Raw genomic sequence first — 17,374 nt, 5'->3', positions numbered from 1 at the left:
GTTGACATTACCGGCATTGCGCCATGTGGGCGTGACCATGCCATGACAGTCACGAGACGTTCTTATTACTGTCGTCGCGGCGTGTTTAGCGGTGAATGGGGCGGGGTTGTGTCACCTGCCGAACCAACGGGCCTGTCGCTATCGGGCAAGCCGCGCGGGGCGGCCCTGCGGGTGGTTTCGACGGGTTTAGTCTGATGGATGCGCGAACCGCGCGCGGTGCGTCAGCGCGGAATCGCGACGACGCGCGTGCGCGCGAGGCGGTCGTGGGGGAACTGGCGATCGGCGTGCAGGCGGGCGGCGCCGGCCCACGTGACGATCCACGCGGCGGCGAGCGCGAGCGTGACGGGCACCGACAGGCCGAGCAGCGGATGCAGCGCGAGCGGCGGCAGGAACCACAGCCAGCCGAGCGCATAGCGCACGAGCGCATGCACGGCGCTCAGCGGCCGGCCGCTCGACGATTCGAGCCGCAGCCGCCAGGTCTTCATCGGCAGTGTCTGGCCGCCATGGGTCCAGAACCAGACGAAATACGCGCCGACGACGAGCGCGATCCACGCGGCGAGGATGTCGTGATGGACGAGGCCGTTGCGCTGCTGCGTGGCGAGGCTGAATGCGAGGCCCGCGAAGAACACGACGCCGAACAGCAGCACGGCCTCATACAGCATCGCCGCGAGGCGCCGCCGCACGGACGGCGCGGCGATGGCCGGGGCCTGGGGTGCGGGGGCGCTCGCCACGGCCGCTCAGGAACCCTTGAACATCGACGGCGCGTCGGCCGGTGATACGGGCGTGACGACGGCCGGTGCGGTTGCGGGCCCGGTACCGGACGTGGATGACGCGGCGGGCGGCACGCCGGCACCGGCCGATGCGGGCACCGGCACGGCTGCGACGTTGCTCGCCGGATGCTCGTGCGAATTGACGAGGCGGCGCACATCGCGGTCGGCGACGGTCGGCGGCGCGCTGACGACGCTCGGCCGGCGGCGGCGCTCGGTCGCGGCGAGGCGTTGCTTCTGTTCTTCGGGCAATTCCTGGTAGGCCTTCCACGCGCGCTCGCGCGCCTGCGCGGACAGCTCCTTCGCGCTCTGGTAATTCTCGCGCGCGACGCGACGCTGCTCGGGCGTCATCCGCGCCCATTCGGACATCCTGTCCTGCAGGTTTTTTTGCGCATCAGGCGTCAATTTCGCGAAACGCGATGCGATCTTCAGCCATTTTCGCTTGCGCGCATCGCTGAAGCCGTCCCACTGATCGGCGAACGGCGCGAGCGCCACACGTTGTGCGGGCGTCAGCCGCGCCCACGACAGCGGGCCGTTGGCGGCCGGCAGCGGCAGGGGCAGCGGGGCGAGTTCGGTGGACAGCGCGGCGGCGGCCGAGGTCGGCGCGGGCGCGCTGCTGGCCGCGGCGGAGACCGTCGCGGGGGGCGGGTTGAATCGGGAGTAGGTGGCGACGTAGGAAACGGCGATCGCGATCACGCATCCGAAAAATACGGCCAGGCCGCGTTTCTGATTCACCCGTGCGATCCCCTCGTTATTGTCTGTTAGCGTGCGTGCGAAAGATACGCGTTGAACCCGTGATCGAGATACGCGTTGAGCGGCAGGTCGTCGCTGAGCATTGCCGCGTCGATGTCGGCGAGCTCGGCGGTGCGCTGCATGTCTTCCCAGTAGGCGATGCCGACGAGCCCCGCCAGCAGCAGCGCGAGCGGCCACGCGCGCAGCAGCCGGCGCGCGAGCGACACGGACGGGCGGCCGGCCTGCGGGTGGCTCGCGGGCGACATGCCGTATGCGCCGGCCGCACCGGCGAAGGCGGGCACGAACACCGGCGCGTTCGCGGGTTCCGGCTTCTTGCGCGCGAGCGCGGCCCGGCGCGCGACGGCCAGACGGTCGGTGGTCGCGGCAGGCAGCGCCGCGGCACGTTCGTCCAGCGCGCGGCGGACCTTCAGCGCGAATTCGTATTCTCGATTTACGGGAGCGGAGCTCATAGCGTGATTCCTTTGGCCTTGAGCGCGTGTGCCAGGGTGTGAGTGGCTCGCGAGCAGTGCGTCTTGACGCTGCCTTCGGAGCACCCCATTGCGGCGGCAGTCTCGGCGACATCCATATCTTCCCAATAACGCATCAGGAACGCTTCCCGTTGACGCGCCGGAAGTTTCTGGATTTCTTCGTCGATCAGGGCCAGAACCTGTTCCCGCTCGAGGCGGTGCTCTGTGCTCTCGACACCCGCATTGTCGTCCGCGGATTCGAGTGTTTCCAGCGGATCGAAGTCGTCGTCGTCGGTATTGTTGAGCGACGAGAAGAGCGTGACCCACGTATTGCGGACCTTCTGCCGGCGGAACCAGTCGTGGATGGTGTTCTGCAGGATCCGCTGGAACAGCAGCGGCAGCTCGGCCGCCGGCCGGTCGCCATATTTCTCCGCCAGCTTGATCATCGCGTCCTGCACGATGTCGAGCGACGCATCGTCGTCACGCACGGCGTACGCAGCCTGCTTGAACGCGCGCCTTTCGACGCCCGCCAGAAAGTCGGCGAGTTCCTTGTCTGATGCCATTCCGTAAAGGTATGCGCTGCGGACTGCGGCGTGTGAAAAGGTCGAAAAATTTCGTAAAACCCGCGGATGCTAACAAATTTTCGCGCAACTTGGCACCGGTTACGGCGTGCCACGTTGCGCGCGAGCCGCGTCCGCGGGCCGCCGGGCGGGGGCCATGATGCGCTGCGGGATATTTTGCTTGACGACCCAATCATGAGCCGCTATCGTCAACGATTCGCAACATGAAGTGATGGTCTCATTTGAGGCTGGCCCAAGAAGCCCGCCCTTCAAACTGGACGCGCCGCTTGAACCCGAGCCACAAGCCCGGCAGAGAGCACCCGATCAATTTTTTGCCGAAAATTCGAAAGGTCAAAATGAACATGCCCAGCGCGGAATTCTCCACGTCGGAACCCCTTTCCCCTCCCGATAGCGACTCCATCGGCGCCACCGTGCTCATGAAGGCACTGGCCGACGAGAACGTCGAATTCATCTGGGGCTACCCCGGCGGCTCGGTACTCTACATCTACGACGAGCTTTACAAGCAGGACAAGATTCAGCACGTGCTGGTGCGCCACGAACAGGCGGCCGTGCACGCAGCCGATGCGTATGCGCGTTCCACCGGCAACGTCGGCGTCTGTCTCGTGACGTCCGGCCCCGGTGTCACCAATGCGGTGACCGGCATCGCGACGGCCTACATGGATTCGATCCCGATGGTCGTGATCAGCGGCCAGGTGCCGACTGCCGCGATCGGCCAGGACGCGTTCCAGGAATGCGACACCGTCGGCATCACGCGTCCGTGCGTGAAGCACAACTTCCTCGTGAAGGACGTGCGCGACCTCGCGGAAACCGTCAAGAAGGCGTTCTACATCGCCCGCACCGGCCGTCCGGGCCCGGTGCTGATCGACATCCCGAAAGACATCTCCAAGACGCCGTGCCAGTACGAGCCGGTCAAGAGCGTGTCGCTGCGCTCGTACAACCCCGTCACGAAAGGTCATTCGGGTCAGATCCGCAAGGCCGTGTCGTTGCTGCTGTCGGCGAAGCGTCCGTACATCTACACGGGCGGCGGCATCATCCTCGCCGACGCGGCGCGCGAACTGAACCAGTTCGCCGACCTGCTCGGCTACCCGGTCACGAACACGCTGATGGGCCTCGGCGGCTATCGCGCGTCGGACAAGAAATTCCTCGGCATGCTCGGCATGCACGGCACCTACGAAGCGAACATGGCGATGCAGCACTGTGACGTGCTGATCGCGATCGGCGCCCGCTTCGACGACCGCGTGATCGGCGACCCGGCGCACTTCGCGTCGCGTCCGCGCAAGATCATCCACATCGACATCGACCCGTCGTCGATCTCGAAGCGCGTGAAGGTCGATATCCCGATCGTCGGCGACGTGAAGGAAGTGCTGAAGGAGCTGATCGAGCAGCTGCAGACGGCCGAGCATGGCCCCGACACCGACGCGCTCGCGCAATGGTGGAAGGACATCGAGGGCTGGCGCTCGAAGGACTGCCTGAAGTTCGACCGCGAAAGCGAGATCATCAAGCCGCAGTACGTGGTCGAGAAGGCGTGGGAGCTGACGGACGGCAACGCGTTCGTGTGCTCGGACGTCGGCCAGCACCAGATGTGGGCCGCGCAGTTCTACCGTTTCAACAAGCCGCGTCGCTGGATCAATTCCGGCGGCCTCGGCACGATGGGCTTCGGCCTGCCGGCAGCGATGGGCGTCAAGATGGCGCACCCGGACGACGACGTGCTGTGCATCACGGGCGAAGGCTCGATCCAGATGTGCATCCAGGAACTGTCGACCTGCCTGCAGTACGACACGCCCGTGAAGATCATTTCGCTGAACAACCGCTATCTCGGCATGGTCCGCCAGTGGCAGCAGATCGAATACAGCAAGCGCTATTCGCATTCGTACATGGATGCGCTGCCCGATTTCGTGAAGCTCGCCGAAGCGTACGGCCATGTCGGCATGCGGATCGAAAAGACCTCGGATGTGGAGCCGGCGCTGAAGGAAGCGCTGCGCCTGAAGGACCGCACCGTGTTTCTCGATTTCCAGACCGATCCGACCGAAAACGTCTGGCCGATGGTACAGGCCGGCAAGGGCATCACCGAGATGCTGCTCGGATCGGAAGATCTGTAACGGCGCGACGCGCGCGTGGGCCGTGCGGCCGCCTTCACGAAGGGCGGTGCGGCACCGGGCGGCGCGCGGCGCGAGTGAATCGACACGGACACATTCTGGAAGAAGCGAACATGAGACACATCATTTCCGTCCTGCTGGAAAACGAACCGGGCGCGCTGTCGCGCGTGGTCGGTCTGTTTTCCGCACGCGGCTACAACATCGAAACCTTGACGGTGGCGCCGACCGAAGACCAATCGCTGTCGCGGCTGACCATCGTTTCCATTGGCTCGGACGACGTGATCGAACAGATCACGAAGCATCTGAACCGCCTGATCGAGGTGGTGAAAGTGGTGGACCTGACCGACGGTGCACACATCGAACGCGAGCTGATGCTGATCAAGGTACGTGCAGTGGGCAAGGAGCGCGAAGAAATGAAGCGGATGTCGGACATTTTCCGCGGCCGCATCATCGACGTGACCGAAAAGACCTACACGATCGAATTGACGGGCGCGAGCGACAAGCTCGACGCATTCATCCAGGGGCTGGACGCCACCGCGATCCTGGAGACCGTGCGTACCGGCAGCTCCGGCATCGGACGCGGCGAGCGCATCCTGAAGGTGTAATGCCGAAGAGGCACGCCGGGTGCGCCGTCATGGCCCGGCCCGCAGTACCCAATCCGAACGAATTGTTGAATTTTTGAATTAGCGAAGGAACCATCATGAACGTTTTCTACGACAAAGACGCCGACCTCTCCCTCATCAAGGGCAAGCAAGTCACGATCATCGGCTACGGCTCGCAAGGCCATGCGCACGCACTGAACCTGAAGGACAGCGGTGTAAACGTGACGGTCGGCCTTCGCAAGGACGGCGCGTCGTGGAGCAAGGCCGAAAACGCAGGCCTGTCGGTCAAGGAAGTCGCTGAAGCGGTGAAGGGCGCGGACGTCGTCATGATGCTGCTGCCGGACGAGCAGATCGCCGACGTGTACGCGAAGGAAGTGCACGCGAACATCAAGCAGGGCGCGGCGCTGGCATTCGCACACGGCTTCAACGTCCACTACGGCCAGGTGATCCCGCGCGCCGACCTCGACGTGATCATGATCGCGCCGAAGGCACCGGGCCACACCGTGCGCGGCACGTACTCGCAAGGTGGCGGCGTGCCGCACCTGATCGCGGTTGCGCAGAACAAGTCGGGCGCGGCACGCGACATCGCGCTGTCGTACGCGGCAGCGAACGGCGGCGGCCGTGCCGGCATCATCGAGACGAACTTCCGTGAAGAAACCGAAACCGACCTGTTCGGCGAGCAGGCCGTGCTGTGCGGCGGTACCGTCGAGCTGATCAAGGCAGGTTTCGAGACACTGGTCGAAGCCGGCTACGCGCCGGAAATGGCGTACTTCGAGTGCCTGCACGAGCTGAAGCTGATCGTCGACCTGATCTACGAAGGCGGCATCGCGAACATGAACTACTCGATCTCGAACAACGCCGAGTACGGCGAGTACGTGACGGGCCCGCGCGTCGTCACGGAAGAGACGAAGAAGGCGATGAAGCAGTGCCTGACCGACATCCAGACGGGCGAGTACGCGAAGAGCTTCATCCTCGAGAACAAGGCAGGCGCCCCGACGCTGCAGTCGCGTCGCCGGCTGACGGCCGAGCACCAGATCGAGCAAGTCGGCGCGAAGCTGCGCGCGATGATGCCGTGGATCGCGAAGAACAAGCTCGTCGACCAGACGAAGAACTAAGCATTGCGCGCCGTTCCGGCCCTTCGATTGGAGGGTCGGCATCAAAAAGCCGCCCGAAGGCAGTAGTGCCCCGGGCGGCTTTTGCTATCCTACGGGCTTTGCAATTCACCGAACACAGAACGAATCCATGAACTATCCTCATCCGATCATCGCGCGCGAAGGCTGGCCGTTCATCGCGATTGCTGCCGTCATCGCGCTGTTGATCCACGCCGTCGGGGGCTTCGGCTTCGCGTGGCCGTTCTGGCTGCTGCTCGTCTTCGTCGTCCAGTTCTTCCGCGATCCGCAGCGCCCGATTCCGGCGCAGCCGAACGCGGTGCTGTGTCCGGCGGACGGCCGCATCGTCGCGGTCGAGACCACGCAGGATCCGTACGCGAACCGCGAAGCGCTGAAGATCAGCGTGTTCATGAATGTCTTCAACGTCCATTCGCAGCGTTCGCCGGTCGACGGCGCGGTCACCAAGGTCGAGTACTTCCCGGGCGCGTTCCTGAACGCGGCAATCGACAAGGCATCGACCGAGAACGAGCGCAATGCGGTCGTGATCCAGACGGCGAGCGGCAAGACCGTCACCGCCGTGCAGATCGCCGGCCTCGTCGCCCGCCGGATCCTCTGCTACGTGCGCGCCGGCGAGCCGCTGTCGCGCGGCCAGCGCTACGGTTTCATCCGCTTCGGTTCGCGCGTCGACGTGTACCTGCCGCTCGGCAGCCGCGCGAAGGTGTCGATCGGCGAGAAGGTCTACGCGTCGTCGACGATCCTCGCCGAGCTCGAACAGTAACCGGCGGAACGCACGATGGCCGCATTCAAACCGCGCCGGCCGCGCAACGGCTCCAGCCAGACGCCACGCCCGTTCCGCCGCAACAAGATAATGGCGCCCGATCCGGTGCCCGAAAGCCGCCGCGCCGCGCGCCAGCGGTTCCTGAAGACGCGCGGCATCTACCTGCTGCCGAACGCGTTCACGACCGCCGCGCTGTTCTGCGGTTTCTTCGCGGTCGTGCAGGCGATGAACGTGCGCTTCGAGATCGCCGCGATCGCGATCTTCGTCGCGATGGTGCTCGACGGGATGGACGGGCGCGTCGCGCGCATGACGCATACGCAAAGCGCGTTCGGCGAACAGTTCGACAGCCTGTCGGACATGGTGTCGTTCGGCGTCGCGCCCGCGCTCGTGATGTACGAATGGGTGCTGAAGGATCTCGGCCGCTGGGGCTGGCTCGCCGCGTTCGTCTACTGCTCGGGCGCCGCGCTGCGCCTCGCGCGCTTCAACACCAACATCGGCGTCGTCGACAAGCGCTTCTTCCAGGGGCTGCCGAGCCCGGCCGCCGCCGCGCTGATCGCCGGCTTCGTCTGGCTCGCGACCGACAACCGCGTGCCGATGAAGCTCGGCTGGCTGCCGTGGGTTGCGTTCGTGCTGACGATCTACGCGGGCGTGACGATGGTATCGAACGCGCCGTTCTACAGCGGCAAGGCGCTCGACGTGCGGCACCGCGTGCCGTTCGCGGCGATCCTGCTGGTCGTCGTCGCGTTCGTGCTCGTGTCGTCCGATCCGCCGCTGATGCTGTTCTGCCTGTTCGTGCTGTATGGGCTGTCCGGCTATGTGTTCTGGGCCTACATGGCCATCCGCGGGCGGGCGAATCCCGCACGCTCGTCGCAGCGCGATCACTGACGCGCCACCTGCCCGGAAACGGCGGCCTCGCGGCCGCCGTTTTCATGTGCCCCTTTTGCGCATCGCGCGGCCCGGTCTCGCGGGTGCCGTCCGATTGCGCACCTTGCGGAATGCCGCTATAGTCTTTGGCATGACTGCATTTTCCCGCCTCTCCCTCCTTCTAGCCGGTGCGCCGCTACGCGCGCTAGCTTTGGCGCGCCTGCCGCGCTGACCGTTCTCGCCCTCCGTCAAGCCTCGTCTGTTGTTGAGCGTCGCCAGCGGTGGCGCGATCTCATTACGTTTGATTCCCGTATAAAGAGCCCTGGAGCCCCCCATGACAGACAAGCTGATCATTTTCGATACGACGTTGCGTGACGGTGAACAATCGCCCGGCGCGTCGATGACGAAGGAAGAGAAAATCCGCATCGCGAAGCATCTCGAGCGGATGAAGGTCGACGTGATCGAGGCCGGCTTCGCAGCCAGCTCGAACGGCGACTTCGACGCGATCCACACGATCGCCGGTCTCGTGAAGGACAGCACGATCTGCTCGCTGGCGCGCGCCAACGACAAGGACATCCAGCGCGCGGCCGACGCGCTGAAGCCGGCCAATAGTGCGCGGATCCACACGTTCATCGCGACGTCGCCGCTGCACATGGAGAAGAAGCTGCGGATGACGCCGGACCAGGTGTTCGAGCAGGCGCGCCTCGCGGTGCGCTTCGCGCGCAAGTTCACCGACAACGTCGAATTCTCGCCGGAAGACGGCAGCCGTTCGGATCTCGACTTCCTGTGCCGCGTGCTGGAAGCCGTGATCGCCGAAGGGGCGACGACGATCAACATCGCCGACACGGTCGGCTACGGCGTGCCGGAACTCTACGGCAACCTCGTGAAGACGCTGCGCGAACGCATTCCGAACTCGGACAAGGCGATCTTCTCCGTGCATTGCCACAACGACCTCGGGATGGCGGTAGCGAACTCGCTCGCCGGCGTGAAGATCGGCGGAGCGCGGCAGGTGGAGTGCACGATCAACGGTCTCGGCGAGCGCGCGGGCAACACGTCGCTCGAGGAAATCGTGATGGCCGTGAGGACCCGCAAGGACTATTTCGGCCTCGACGTCGGCATCGACGCCACGCAGATCGTCCCGACGTCGAAGCTCGTGTCGCAGATCACCGGTTTCGTCGTGCAGCCGAACAAGGCCGTGGTCGGCGCGAACGCCTTCGCGCACGCGTCGGGGATCCATCAGGACGGCGTGCTGAAGGCGCGTGACACGTACGAGATCATGCGCGCGGAAGACGTGGGCTGGACCGCGAACAAGATCGTGCTCGGCAAGCTGTCGGGCCGCAATGCGTTCAAGCAGCGCCTGCAGGAGCTCGGCGTGTCGCTCGACAGCGAAACCGAACTGAACGCCGCGTTCATGCGCTTCAAGGACCTCGCCGACCGCAAGTCCGAGATTTTCGACGAAGACATCATCGCGATCGTCTCCGAGGAGTCGGCGTTCGCGCAGGAGCACGAGCACTACAAGTTCGTGTCGCTGTCGCAGCGCTCCGAAACCGGCGAGCAGCCGCAGGCCAAGGTCGTGTTCGCGCTCGAGGGCAAGGAAGTGACCGGCGAGGCACGTGGCAATGGCCCCGTCGACGCGACGTTCAACGCGATCGAGAGCGAAGTCGGCAGCGGTTCGGAACTGCTGCTGTACTCGGTGAACGCGATCACGACCGGTACGCAGGCGCAGGGCGAAGTGACGGTGCGGTTGTCGAAGAGCGGGCGGATCGTCAATGGCGTCGGCACCGACCCGGATATCGTCGCGGCTTCCGCGAAGGCGTACATCGCCGCGCTGAACAAGCTGCACTCGAAGGACGACAAGCTCAACCCGCAGCGCTCGTAAGCGCTGCGCGTCGAGCGCCCGAAACGCCCCGTGCGGCCCTGCGCCGCCCGGGGCGTTTTTTCATGCGTCGCTCATTCGGCGGCCGGGGTGCGGAACAGCCAGCGGCGCGCGGCCGGGCGGGGCGCCGGGCTGCGGCGGCGGAATTCCACCGTGATCCCGCGCCGCGGCGCATCGGCGACGAATGCATCGAGCAGTTCGAGCACGTCGTGATCGATGTAGTCGGCGCGCGTCGCGTCGATGATCACGGCCGCGCGGTCCGGAATGTGCCGCAGGTGATGCTTGACCTGCACCTTGCCGAGGAACGACACGTCCTTGCGGAACGACAGCAGGAAGTGGTCGTCGTGCTGCGCGAGCGTGACGGGGCTCTTCAGGTTCGCCACCGCGACCGCCAGCACGCTGCATGCGAGGCCGAGCGCGATGCCGAACAGCAGGTCGACCGCCAGCACGCCCGCGATCGTCGCGGCGAACGGCACGAACGCGGTCGGACCCTGCTTCAGCACCGAGCGGAACAGCGCCGGTTTCGCGAGCTTGAAGCCGGTGTGGATCAGGATTGCCGCGAGGCTCGCGAGCGGGATCAGGTTGATCAGCCCGGTGAGCGCGAACACGCTGGCGAGCAGCAGGATCCCGTGCACGATCGCCGACATCCGGCTCTGCGCCCCCGCGTTCACGTTGACCGAGCTGCGCACGATCACCGACGTGATCGGCAGCCCGCCGACCGCGCCCGCGACGAGATTGCCGACGCCCTGCGCCTTCAGTTCGCGGTCCGGCTGGGTCGGCCGGCGCTTCGGATCGATCTGTTCGACCGCCTCCAGGCTCAGCAGCGTTTCGAGGCTCGCGACGACCGCGAGCGTGATCGCGACGCGCCATACGTCCGGATTGACGAGTTGCGCGAAGTTCGGGCCGAGCTCGGCGTGCTTCAGCGATGCCGCGAGCGCCGCGAACGATTCGAGCTCGGGCAACGTGACGCGATGCGCGGCACCCAGCGCGACCGACGGCATGAAGGCGCCGAGCACCAGCGTGGCGCCGATGCCGAACACGACGACCGCGAGCGGCGCGGGCACCGAGCGCACCCAGGCAAAGCGCTTGAGCGCCGGCGTGTCCCAGGCGATCAGCAACCCGAGCGAGGCGAGCGCGATGGCCGTGGCGGCCCAGGCGGTCGGCAGGCTTGGCCATGATGCAAACGATTGCGCGGCCGAGCCGCCAAGGCCGAACGCGAACGGAATCTGCTTCAGGATCAGCAGCAGACCGATCGCCGCGAGCATGCCCTTGATGACGGGCGACGGCACATAGGCGGCGAAGCGGCCGGCGCGCAGCATGCCGAAGCCGAACTGCAGCACGCCGGACAGCAGCACCGCGAGCAGGAACGCGGAGAAGCTGCCGAGTTGCGCGATCCCTTCGACGACGATCACGACGAGGCCGGCGGCAGGCCCGCTGACCGACAGCGACGAGCCGCTCAGCAGCGCGACGACGATGCCGCCGACGATGCCGGACACGAGCCCGGCGAATGGCTCGACACCGGATGCATTGGCGATGCCGAGACACAGCGGCAGCGCGACGAGGAAAACGACTATGCCGGCGACGATGTCGCGCGGCAGGGTGGACAGGCGCTCGTTCAGTTTCATGGTTGGGGCGATTTCGTGGCGTTGGGGAAGGGCGCGGGTCAGGCGACTGCGGCGGCCGTGGCGGCATGCTCCGGTTCGGCTTCGGCCGGCGGTGCCGCATAGCCGGAGTCGAGCTCCTTCAGGCGGCCGTCGGCGAGCGAGAAGATCCAGCCGTGCACGAGCGGCGGCCGCTGCCGGCCATGCACGATCGGCGACGCACGCAGCAGCCGCACCTGTTCGAGCACGTTCAGCTCGGCCAGGCGGTCGGCGGCGGCCGTGTCGTCGAGTCCGTCGAGCGCGTCGCGATGGCGTCGCGCGAGCGCGCAAAGCGGCGCAATGCGGCGCGCGACGTGCGGCAGGTCGGCGGGCGGCGGCAGCAGCGACGCGCGCACGCCGCCGCACCCGTAGTGGCCGCACACGATCACGTGGTCGACTTCGAGCACGCGCACGGCGTACTCGAGCACGCTCGCGGAATTGTCATCGTCGGGATGGAACAGGTTGGCGATGTTGCGATGGACGAACAGCTCGCCGGGTACGCTGTGCGTGATGGTTTCGGCCGGCACCCGGCTGTCGGCGCAGCCGATCCACAGCACGCGCGGGTTCTGGCCGCGCGCGAGCGCGTCGAAGAAGCCGGGCGTGTGTTCGCGCGTCTCGCGGGCCCAGGCGATGTTGGCAACCAGCATGCTCTTGGGGCGGTTCATAAGGACTCCTTTCCGATAAAGGAAAACAAATGGCAAACAAATACGGGACGAAGTGGAGCAATAGGATCCTTTCTGAACTGAAAGGTTCAATTTCGACTGATATTAGGGGTATGCCCTAACGCCGGGTGCCACTGATACAAATTGTTTCAACTGGATCGGGCGAGGTGCACTAAATGCACCAATGCGACGCATGAGATGTATCGCGCATGCCTGTTTCCCGCTGCGGCCGCGTGGCGCGGCGTTTCGCGGGATCGCTTGCAGAGCGCCGTCAATCGGAAAGGATTGCCGCGCGATTGGGGAATTAATCGAATATGACGGAAAAAATGAAATGGCCATTCACGCAATAATTCGTGAATGGCCATTGTGAAAATTGCAGATAAATGCGTAATCGGTCAGAACAGGTTGCGGCGGTCGGGATCGTGAAGTGGGTCCGGTGTTTTCTGCGTCGTGCGCAGGATGCCCTGCGGGTCGAAGTAGAAGCTGTACATCATGTACCAGACGTTGTCTTCGAGATAGCGGTAGGTCCACACCTCGCGCTTCATCAGCGGGAAGTAGGACGTCTCGACCGGGCGGCCGAAATTCACGAGCACGTCGGTCTTGGTCCACTTGCCGATTTCCGCGCGATAGAACTCGCTCGGCTGCAGCACCTGACGCACGTTGACGATGCGGTGGGCCGCGTCGACATCGGCCGCGACAGTGATCTCTCCCATCGGCTGAGTCGGCCACATCAGGCGCTTGCCGCCGCCCGGCAGGTCGTAGATTTCGCGCGGCGGGCCCATGCGCGCCACGATCGCCGACTCGTCCTGGCCGGCCTGGTATTGCTGCCACGGTTGCGCGCAGCCGGCGAGCAGCGCCGCCGCGCAGGCGACCAGCACCGGCAGGCGCACGGAAATGCTAATGCGCATCGGATTCTCCAGAACTCTCTGACCGTTCAGTTGTATCACGGACGGCGCGCGCCGGCGCGTCGTGCCGAAAAAATCGGTGCGGATCGCCGCCGGTGTGCCGTCGGGGCGCGGTGTCGCACCGCGCTTGCGGCCGGCAGCGCCCGCGGCCTATGATCCGCGCTTCTCGGACAGATTGAAGGGCAGGTAGCCGATGCAGCAGTGGAAACGGTGCGCGCTCGCGTTGAGCGCGGGGTGGATGCTGGTGTCGTCCGCGTTCGCGGCAGGCGAGCCGGTGCGGATCGCGCTGATCGAAGGAATGTCGGGCCCGTTCGCGAATGCGGGCGCGGCCGTCGAGCGCAACCTGCGTTTCGGCGTCGAGCAGGTCAACGCGGCGGGCGGCGTGAAGCTGCGCGATGGCGCGCATCCGCTCGAACTCGTCGTGCTCGACAGCAAGGGCAGCCCGGAAGAGGCGCTCGTGCAGTTGCGCGCGGCGGCAGACCGGCACATCGGCTTCGTCGCGCAGGGCAACAGTTCGGCGGTCGCGGCCGCGCTCGTCGCGGCGCTCGACAAGCTGAACGCGCGCAATCCGGACAGCCGGATGGTGTTCGTGAACTATTCGGCCGACGATCCGGCGCTGACCGGCGCGCGGTGCAGCTTCTGGCATTTCCGTTTCGATGCGCACGCGGGGATGCGGATGGCTGCGCTGGCCGACGTGATGGCGCGCGACCGCGCGCTGCGCAAGGTCTACCTGCTGAACCAGGACTACAGCTTCGGCCACGACGTCAGCACGCTCGCGCGGCAGGCGCTGGCCGAACGGCGCCCCGACGTGACGATCGCCGGCGACGAATTCCATCCGATCGGTCGCATCAAGGATTTCGCGCCGTACATCGCGAAGATCCGGGCGAGCGGCGCGGACGCCGTCGTGACCGGCAACTGGGGCAACGATCTCACGCTGCTCGTGAAGGCGGCGCGCGAGCAGGGGCTGAACGCGAAGTTCTATACGTTCTACGGCAACAGCCTCGGCGCGCCGGCCGCGCTCGGCGACGCCGGCGTCGGGCGGGTGATCGCCGTCGCGGACTGGCATCCGAACGCCGGCGGCGCGAAGTCGGATGCGTTCTACCGCGCGTTCCGGACCCGTTTCCCCGCGGCGCAGGACGACTATCCGGTGCGGCGCATGAGCCTGATGATCGACATGCTCGCGGCGGCGATGACTCGGGCCGGTTCAGCTGACCCGGTCGCGGTGGCGCGCGCGCTGGAGGGGCTGTCGTTCGACGACGGGTTCCACGCGTCGACGATGCGCGCGCGGGATCACCAGTTGATCCAGCCCCTTTACGTGATGGAAATGGACAAGGCCGGCACGCCGGGCGTGCGCTTCGACAACGAGGGCTCGGGCTACGGCTTCCGGACCGTCCTCGCGGTGCCCGCCCAGCGGACGCAGATGTCGTCGACCTGCTCGATGACGCGCCCGTGACAGGAGGCGGTAGAACGGTGTGCAGTTGTGTTACAATGCCCGCCGGTTGTAAGTCACGGCACGGCCATTCTTCCGTGTCCGCCTGTTTAGTTAGCAAGTAGGAAACCAAGGAAATCACATGTCTGTTGCAGATATCAAGAAGTCGGAAGTCGTTGCTCAGTTCGCCCGTGGTACCAACGACACGGGTTCGCCCGAAGTCCAGGTCGCACTGCTGACCGCACGTATCGTCGAACTGACGGGTCACTTCAAGACCCACGCGAAGGATCACCACAGCCGTCGCGGCCTGCTGCGTATGGTGAGCCGCCGCCGCAAGCTGCTCGACTACCTCAAGGGCAAGGATGCCGACCGTTACCGCGCGCTGATCGAGAAGCTGGGTCTGCGTAAGTAATCGAGGCGATTGCCGCCAGCAAGATGCCTGTGTCAGTCCGCTGATGCAGGCATTTTGTTTTTGCGCGGTGCGTAGCGTCACGCGCACCGCAGGTTGTTCGGCACGTGCTTGCCGGACTGCCGGAACGGCTGATGCCGGGGTCGGGATTTGTGTCATTCCAGCGCGTCGCTCGATGAGCGTTGCGCTGGAATGGCATAAAAAACACACCTTGCTCCGGGTGATTCGGTCGGGACGCCGCCGCACGGGATGGCCCGTACGGCGAATGAAATGAATGAATTCAAAGGAGCAACCATGTCCATGTTCAACAAGGTCGTGAAGGAATTCCAGTGGGGCCAGCACAAGGTGCGCCTCGAAACCGGTGAAGTCGCTCGCCAGGCGAGCGGTGCCGTGATCGTCGACGTGGAAGACACCGTCGTGCTGGCAACCGTCGTCGGCGCGAAGTCGGCGAAGCCGGGCCAGGATTTCTTCCCGCTGACCGTCGACTACCTCGAAAAGACCTACTCGGCCGGCAAGATCCCGGGCGGCTTCTTCCGTCGCGAAGGCCGTCCGTCGGAACACGAGACGCTGACGTCGCGCCTGATCGACCGTCCGCTGCGCCCGCTGTTCCCGGAAGGCTTCTACAACGAAGTGCAGGTCGTGATCCACGTGCTGTCCGTGAACCCGGAAATCCCGGCGGACATCCCCGCGCTGATCGGTGCGTCGGCCGCGCTCGCCGTGTCGGGCCTGCCGTTCAACGGTCCGGTCGGTGCCGCGCGCGTGGCGTACATCGACAACGCGTACGTGCTGAACCCGACGCGTGACCAGCTCAAGGCATCGAGCCTCGACCTCGTCGTCGCCGGTACGGAGCGCGCGGTGCTGATGGTCGAATCGGAAGCCGACCAGCTGCCGGAAGACGTGATGCTGGGCGCGGTCGTGTTCGGCCACGAGCAGATGCAGACGGCGATCGACGCGATCCACGAACTCGTGCGCGAAGGCGGCAAGCCCGAGTGGGACTGGCAGCCGGCACCGAAGAACGAGGCGCTGATCGCGCGCGTGACGGAACTGGCGCACGGCGACCTGCTCGCCGCTTACCAGCTGCGCGACAAGCAAGCGCGTTCGACGAAGCTGAAGGAAGTCTACGCGGCGACCTCGGCGAAGCTCGAGGAAGACGCAGTGGCGGCCGGTACGGTTGCGGCCGACAAGGCCACCGTCGGCAACGTCCTGTTCGACATCGAAGCGAAGATCGTCCGTTCGCAGATCCTGAACGGCGAGCCGCGCATCGACGGTCGCGACACGCGCACCGTGCGTCCGATCGAGATCCGCACCGGCGTGCTGCCGCGCACCCACGGTTCGGCGCTGTTCACGCGTGGCGAAACGCAGGCGCTCGTCGTCGCGACGCTCGGCACGAAGGGTGACGAGCAGATCATCGACGCGCTCGAGGGCGAATACCGCGAGCGCTTCATGCTCCACTACAACATGCCCCCGTTCGCGACCGGCGAAACGGGCCGCGTCGGCTCGCCGAAGCGCCGCGAAATCGGCCACGGCCGTCTCGCGAAGCGCGCGCTGGTCAAGTGCCTGCCGAGCGCCGACGAATTCGGCTACTCGATCCGCGTCGTGTCGGAAATCACCGAGTCGAACGGTTCGTCGTCGATGGCGTCGGTGTGCGGCGGCTGCCTCGCGCTGATGGACGCCGGCGTGCCGATGAAGGCGCACGTCGCGGGTATCGCGATGGGCCTGATCCTCGAGGGCAACAAGTTCGCGGTGCTGACCGACATCCTCGGCGACGAAGATCACCTCGGCGACATGGACTTCAAGGTGGCCGGCACGGAGCAAGGCGTGACGGCGCTGCAGATGGACATCAAGATCCAGGGCATCACGAAGGAAATCATGCAGGTCGCGCTCGCGCAGGCGAAGGAAGGCCGCATGCACATCCTCGGCAAGATGACGTCGGCGGTTTCGGGTGCGAACACGCAGCTGTCGGAATTCGCGCCGCGCATGATCACGATCAAGATCAACCCGGAAAAGATCCGCGACGTGATCGGCAAGGGCGGTTCGGTGATCCGCGCGCTGACGGAAGAAACGGGCACGACCATCGACATCTCGGATGACGGCGTCGTGACGATCGCGAGCACGAGCAGCGAAGGCATGGCCGAAGCGAAGAAGCGCATCGAGAACATCACGGTCGAGATCGAAGTCGGCCAGGTGTACGAAGGCACGGTGCTCAAGCTGCTCGATTTCGGCGCGATCGTGAACCTGCTGCCGGGCAAGGATGGCCTGCTGCACATCTCGGAAATCGTCAACGAGCGCGTGAAGGACATCAACGACTACCTGAAGGAAGGCCAGCAGGTGAAGGTCAAGGTGATCCAGACGGACGAGAAGGGTCGCGTGCGTCTGTCGGCGAAGGCGCTGCTGAACGAAGCAGCGGCGTCGCAGTCGGATACGCCGCCGCAGCAGTAAGCGCAAAGGCGTGAGAAC

Annotated in this window: 16 protein-coding genes; 9 read left to right on the top strand and 7 right to left on the bottom strand. The window is 65.5% G+C overall.

The window, feature by feature from the left end; translation table 11 throughout:
* Window positions 1-221: 221 nt before the first annotated feature.
* The 4 genes from LMA02_RS11665 to LMA02_RS11650 form a co-directional block, all read right to left on the bottom strand.
* Window positions 222-662 carry an RDD family protein gene (locus LMA02_RS11665; RefSeq protein WP_416378664.1) on the bottom strand — a complete coding sequence of 147 codons (441 nt, stop codon included), beginning with the start codon at window positions 660-662 and terminating at the stop codon, window positions 222-224.
* Window positions 663-737: 75 nt separating this feature from the next.
* Entirely contained in the window at window positions 738-1,502 is a 765-nt protein-coding gene (locus LMA02_RS11660) for a DUF3106 domain-containing protein (RefSeq protein WP_228905010.1), read from the bottom strand.
* Between the two features lie 26 nt (window positions 1,503-1,528).
* On the bottom strand, window positions 1,529-1,969 hold the full coding sequence (locus tag LMA02_RS11655; protein WP_228905009.1) for a DUF3619 family protein: 441 nt from the start codon (window positions 1,967-1,969) through the stop codon (window positions 1,529-1,531).
* Window positions 1,966-2,529: an RNA polymerase sigma factor gene (locus tag LMA02_RS11650; protein WP_166723640.1), complete on the bottom strand. Its 564-nt coding sequence runs from the start codon at window positions 2,527-2,529 to the stop codon at window positions 1,966-1,968. Before LMA02_RS11650 ends, LMA02_RS11655 begins: the two co-directional genes overlap by 4 nt.
* 353 nt (window positions 2,530-2,882) lie before the next feature.
* Between LMA02_RS11650 and LMA02_RS11645 the strand changes: the two genes are divergently transcribed.
* The 6 genes from LMA02_RS11645 to LMA02_RS11620 all read left to right on the top strand — a co-directional run bounded on the left by LMA02_RS11645 (window position 2,883) and on the right by LMA02_RS11620 (window position 9,875).
* Window positions 2,883-4,646 (top strand): acetolactate synthase 3 catalytic subunit, encoded by a 1,764-nt coding sequence (locus LMA02_RS11645; RefSeq protein WP_006750444.1) that lies wholly within the window; start codon window positions 2,883-2,885, stop codon window positions 4,644-4,646.
* Window positions 4,647-4,756: 110 nt separating this feature from the next.
* Window positions 4,757-5,248 carry an acetolactate synthase small subunit gene (ilvN, locus tag LMA02_RS11640; RefSeq protein WP_034207977.1) on the top strand — a complete coding sequence of 164 codons (492 nt, stop codon included), beginning with the start codon at window positions 4,757-4,759 and terminating at the stop codon, window positions 5,246-5,248.
* A 95-nt stretch (window positions 5,249-5,343) separates the two neighbouring features.
* On the top strand, window positions 5,344-6,360 hold the full coding sequence (gene ilvC, locus LMA02_RS11635) for a ketol-acid reductoisomerase (RefSeq protein ID WP_006750446.1): 1,017 nt from the start codon (window positions 5,344-5,346) through the stop codon (window positions 6,358-6,360).
* A gap of 127 nt (window positions 6,361-6,487) precedes the next feature.
* Entirely contained in the window at window positions 6,488-7,132 is a 645-nt protein-coding gene (locus tag LMA02_RS11630; RefSeq protein ID WP_059468119.1) for a phosphatidylserine decarboxylase, read from the top strand.
* A gap of 15 nt (window positions 7,133-7,147) precedes the next feature.
* Window positions 7,148-8,017, top strand: a complete 870-nt coding sequence (gene pssA / locus LMA02_RS11625; RefSeq protein ID WP_006750448.1) for a CDP-diacylglycerol--serine O-phosphatidyltransferase — start codon at window positions 7,148-7,150, stop codon at window positions 8,015-8,017.
* 313 nt (window positions 8,018-8,330) lie between these two features.
* On the top strand, window positions 8,331-9,875 hold the full coding sequence (locus LMA02_RS11620; RefSeq protein ID WP_228905008.1) for a 2-isopropylmalate synthase: 1,545 nt from the start codon (window positions 8,331-8,333) through the stop codon (window positions 9,873-9,875).
* A 71-nt stretch (window positions 9,876-9,946) separates the two neighbouring features.
* Here LMA02_RS11620 and LMA02_RS11615 read toward each other — a convergent pair whose 3' ends face one another.
* The 3 genes from LMA02_RS11615 to LMA02_RS11605 all read right to left on the bottom strand — a co-directional run bounded on the left by LMA02_RS11615 (window position 9,947) and on the right by LMA02_RS11605 (window position 13,082).
* The gene (locus LMA02_RS11615) at window positions 9,947-11,497 is read right to left on the bottom strand and encodes a SulP family inorganic anion transporter (RefSeq protein WP_228905007.1); all 1,551 of its coding nucleotides are present in this window, start codon (window positions 11,495-11,497) and stop codon (window positions 9,947-9,949) included.
* A 38-nt stretch (window positions 11,498-11,535) separates the two neighbouring features.
* A complete protein-coding gene (locus LMA02_RS11610) occupies window positions 11,536-12,177 on the bottom strand; it encodes a carbonic anhydrase (RefSeq protein WP_228905005.1) in 642 nt (213 codons plus the stop codon).
* A gap of 392 nt (window positions 12,178-12,569) precedes the next feature.
* Window positions 12,570-13,082 (bottom strand): hypothetical protein, encoded by a 513-nt coding sequence (locus LMA02_RS11605; RefSeq protein ID WP_228905003.1) that lies wholly within the window; start codon window positions 13,080-13,082, stop codon window positions 12,570-12,572.
* 190 nt (window positions 13,083-13,272) lie between these two features.
* Between LMA02_RS11605 and LMA02_RS11600 the strand changes: the two genes are divergently transcribed.
* From LMA02_RS11600 to pnp, 3 genes are all read left to right on the top strand, one after another.
* On the top strand, window positions 13,273-14,532 hold the full coding sequence (locus tag LMA02_RS11600) for a branched-chain amino acid ABC transporter substrate-binding protein (RefSeq protein WP_228905000.1): 1,260 nt from the start codon (window positions 13,273-13,275) through the stop codon (window positions 14,530-14,532).
* 118 nt (window positions 14,533-14,650) lie between these two features.
* Window positions 14,651-14,920: a 30S ribosomal protein S15 gene (gene rpsO / locus LMA02_RS11595; protein WP_006398792.1), complete on the top strand. Its 270-nt coding sequence runs from the start codon at window positions 14,651-14,653 to the stop codon at window positions 14,918-14,920.
* Between the two features lie 291 nt (window positions 14,921-15,211).
* Entirely contained in the window at window positions 15,212-17,356 is a 2,145-nt protein-coding gene (pnp, locus tag LMA02_RS11590) for a polyribonucleotide nucleotidyltransferase (RefSeq protein WP_228904998.1), read from the top strand.
* Window positions 17,357-17,374: the final 18 nt, after the last annotated feature.

The organism is Burkholderia sp. B21-005, from assembly GCF_020843965.1.
Classification (GTDB): domain Bacteria; phylum Pseudomonadota; class Gammaproteobacteria; order Burkholderiales; family Burkholderiaceae; genus Burkholderia; species Burkholderia ambifaria.
Note: the sequence above shows the minus strand (reverse complement) of the source record. Positions and strands in the feature narration are given on the sequence as shown.

Coding starts and splice junctions, on each gene's coding strand:
- LMA02_RS11665 (WP_416378664.1), bottom strand. CDS start 662: ATGCTGTATGAGGCCGTGCTGCTGTTCGGCGTCGTGTTCTTCGCGGGC.
- LMA02_RS11655 (WP_228905009.1), bottom strand. CDS start 1,969: ATGAGCTCCGCTCCCGTAAATCGAGAATACGAATTCGCGCTGAAGGTC.
- LMA02_RS11650 (WP_166723640.1), bottom strand. CDS start 2,529: ATGGCATCAGACAAGGAACTCGCCGACTTTCTGGCGGGCGTCGAAAGG.
- LMA02_RS11645 (WP_006750444.1), top strand. CDS start 2,883: ATGAACATGCCCAGCGCGGAATTCTCCACGTCGGAACCCCTTTCCCCT.
- ilvN (WP_034207977.1), top strand. CDS start 4,757: ATGAGACACATCATTTCCGTCCTGCTGGAAAACGAACCGGGCGCGCTG.
- ilvC (WP_006750446.1), top strand. CDS start 5,344: ATGAACGTTTTCTACGACAAAGACGCCGACCTCTCCCTCATCAAGGGC.
- LMA02_RS11630 (WP_059468119.1), top strand. CDS start 6,488: ATGAACTATCCTCATCCGATCATCGCGCGCGAAGGCTGGCCGTTCATC.
- pssA (WP_006750448.1), top strand. CDS start 7,148: ATGGCCGCATTCAAACCGCGCCGGCCGCGCAACGGCTCCAGCCAGACG.
- LMA02_RS11620 (WP_228905008.1), top strand. CDS start 8,331: ATGACAGACAAGCTGATCATTTTCGATACGACGTTGCGTGACGGTGAA.
- LMA02_RS11615 (WP_228905007.1), bottom strand. CDS start 11,497: ATGAAACTGAACGAGCGCCTGTCCACCCTGCCGCGCGACATCGTCGCC.
- LMA02_RS11610 (WP_228905005.1), bottom strand. CDS start 12,177: ATGAACCGCCCCAAGAGCATGCTGGTTGCCAACATCGCCTGGGCCCGC.
- LMA02_RS11605 (WP_228905003.1), bottom strand. CDS start 13,082: ATGCGCATTAGCATTTCCGTGCGCCTGCCGGTGCTGGTCGCCTGCGCG.
- LMA02_RS11600 (WP_228905000.1), top strand. CDS start 13,273: ATGCAGCAGTGGAAACGGTGCGCGCTCGCGTTGAGCGCGGGGTGGATG.
- rpsO (WP_006398792.1), top strand. CDS start 14,651: ATGTCTGTTGCAGATATCAAGAAGTCGGAAGTCGTTGCTCAGTTCGCC.
- pnp (WP_228904998.1), top strand. CDS start 15,212: ATGTCCATGTTCAACAAGGTCGTGAAGGAATTCCAGTGGGGCCAGCAC.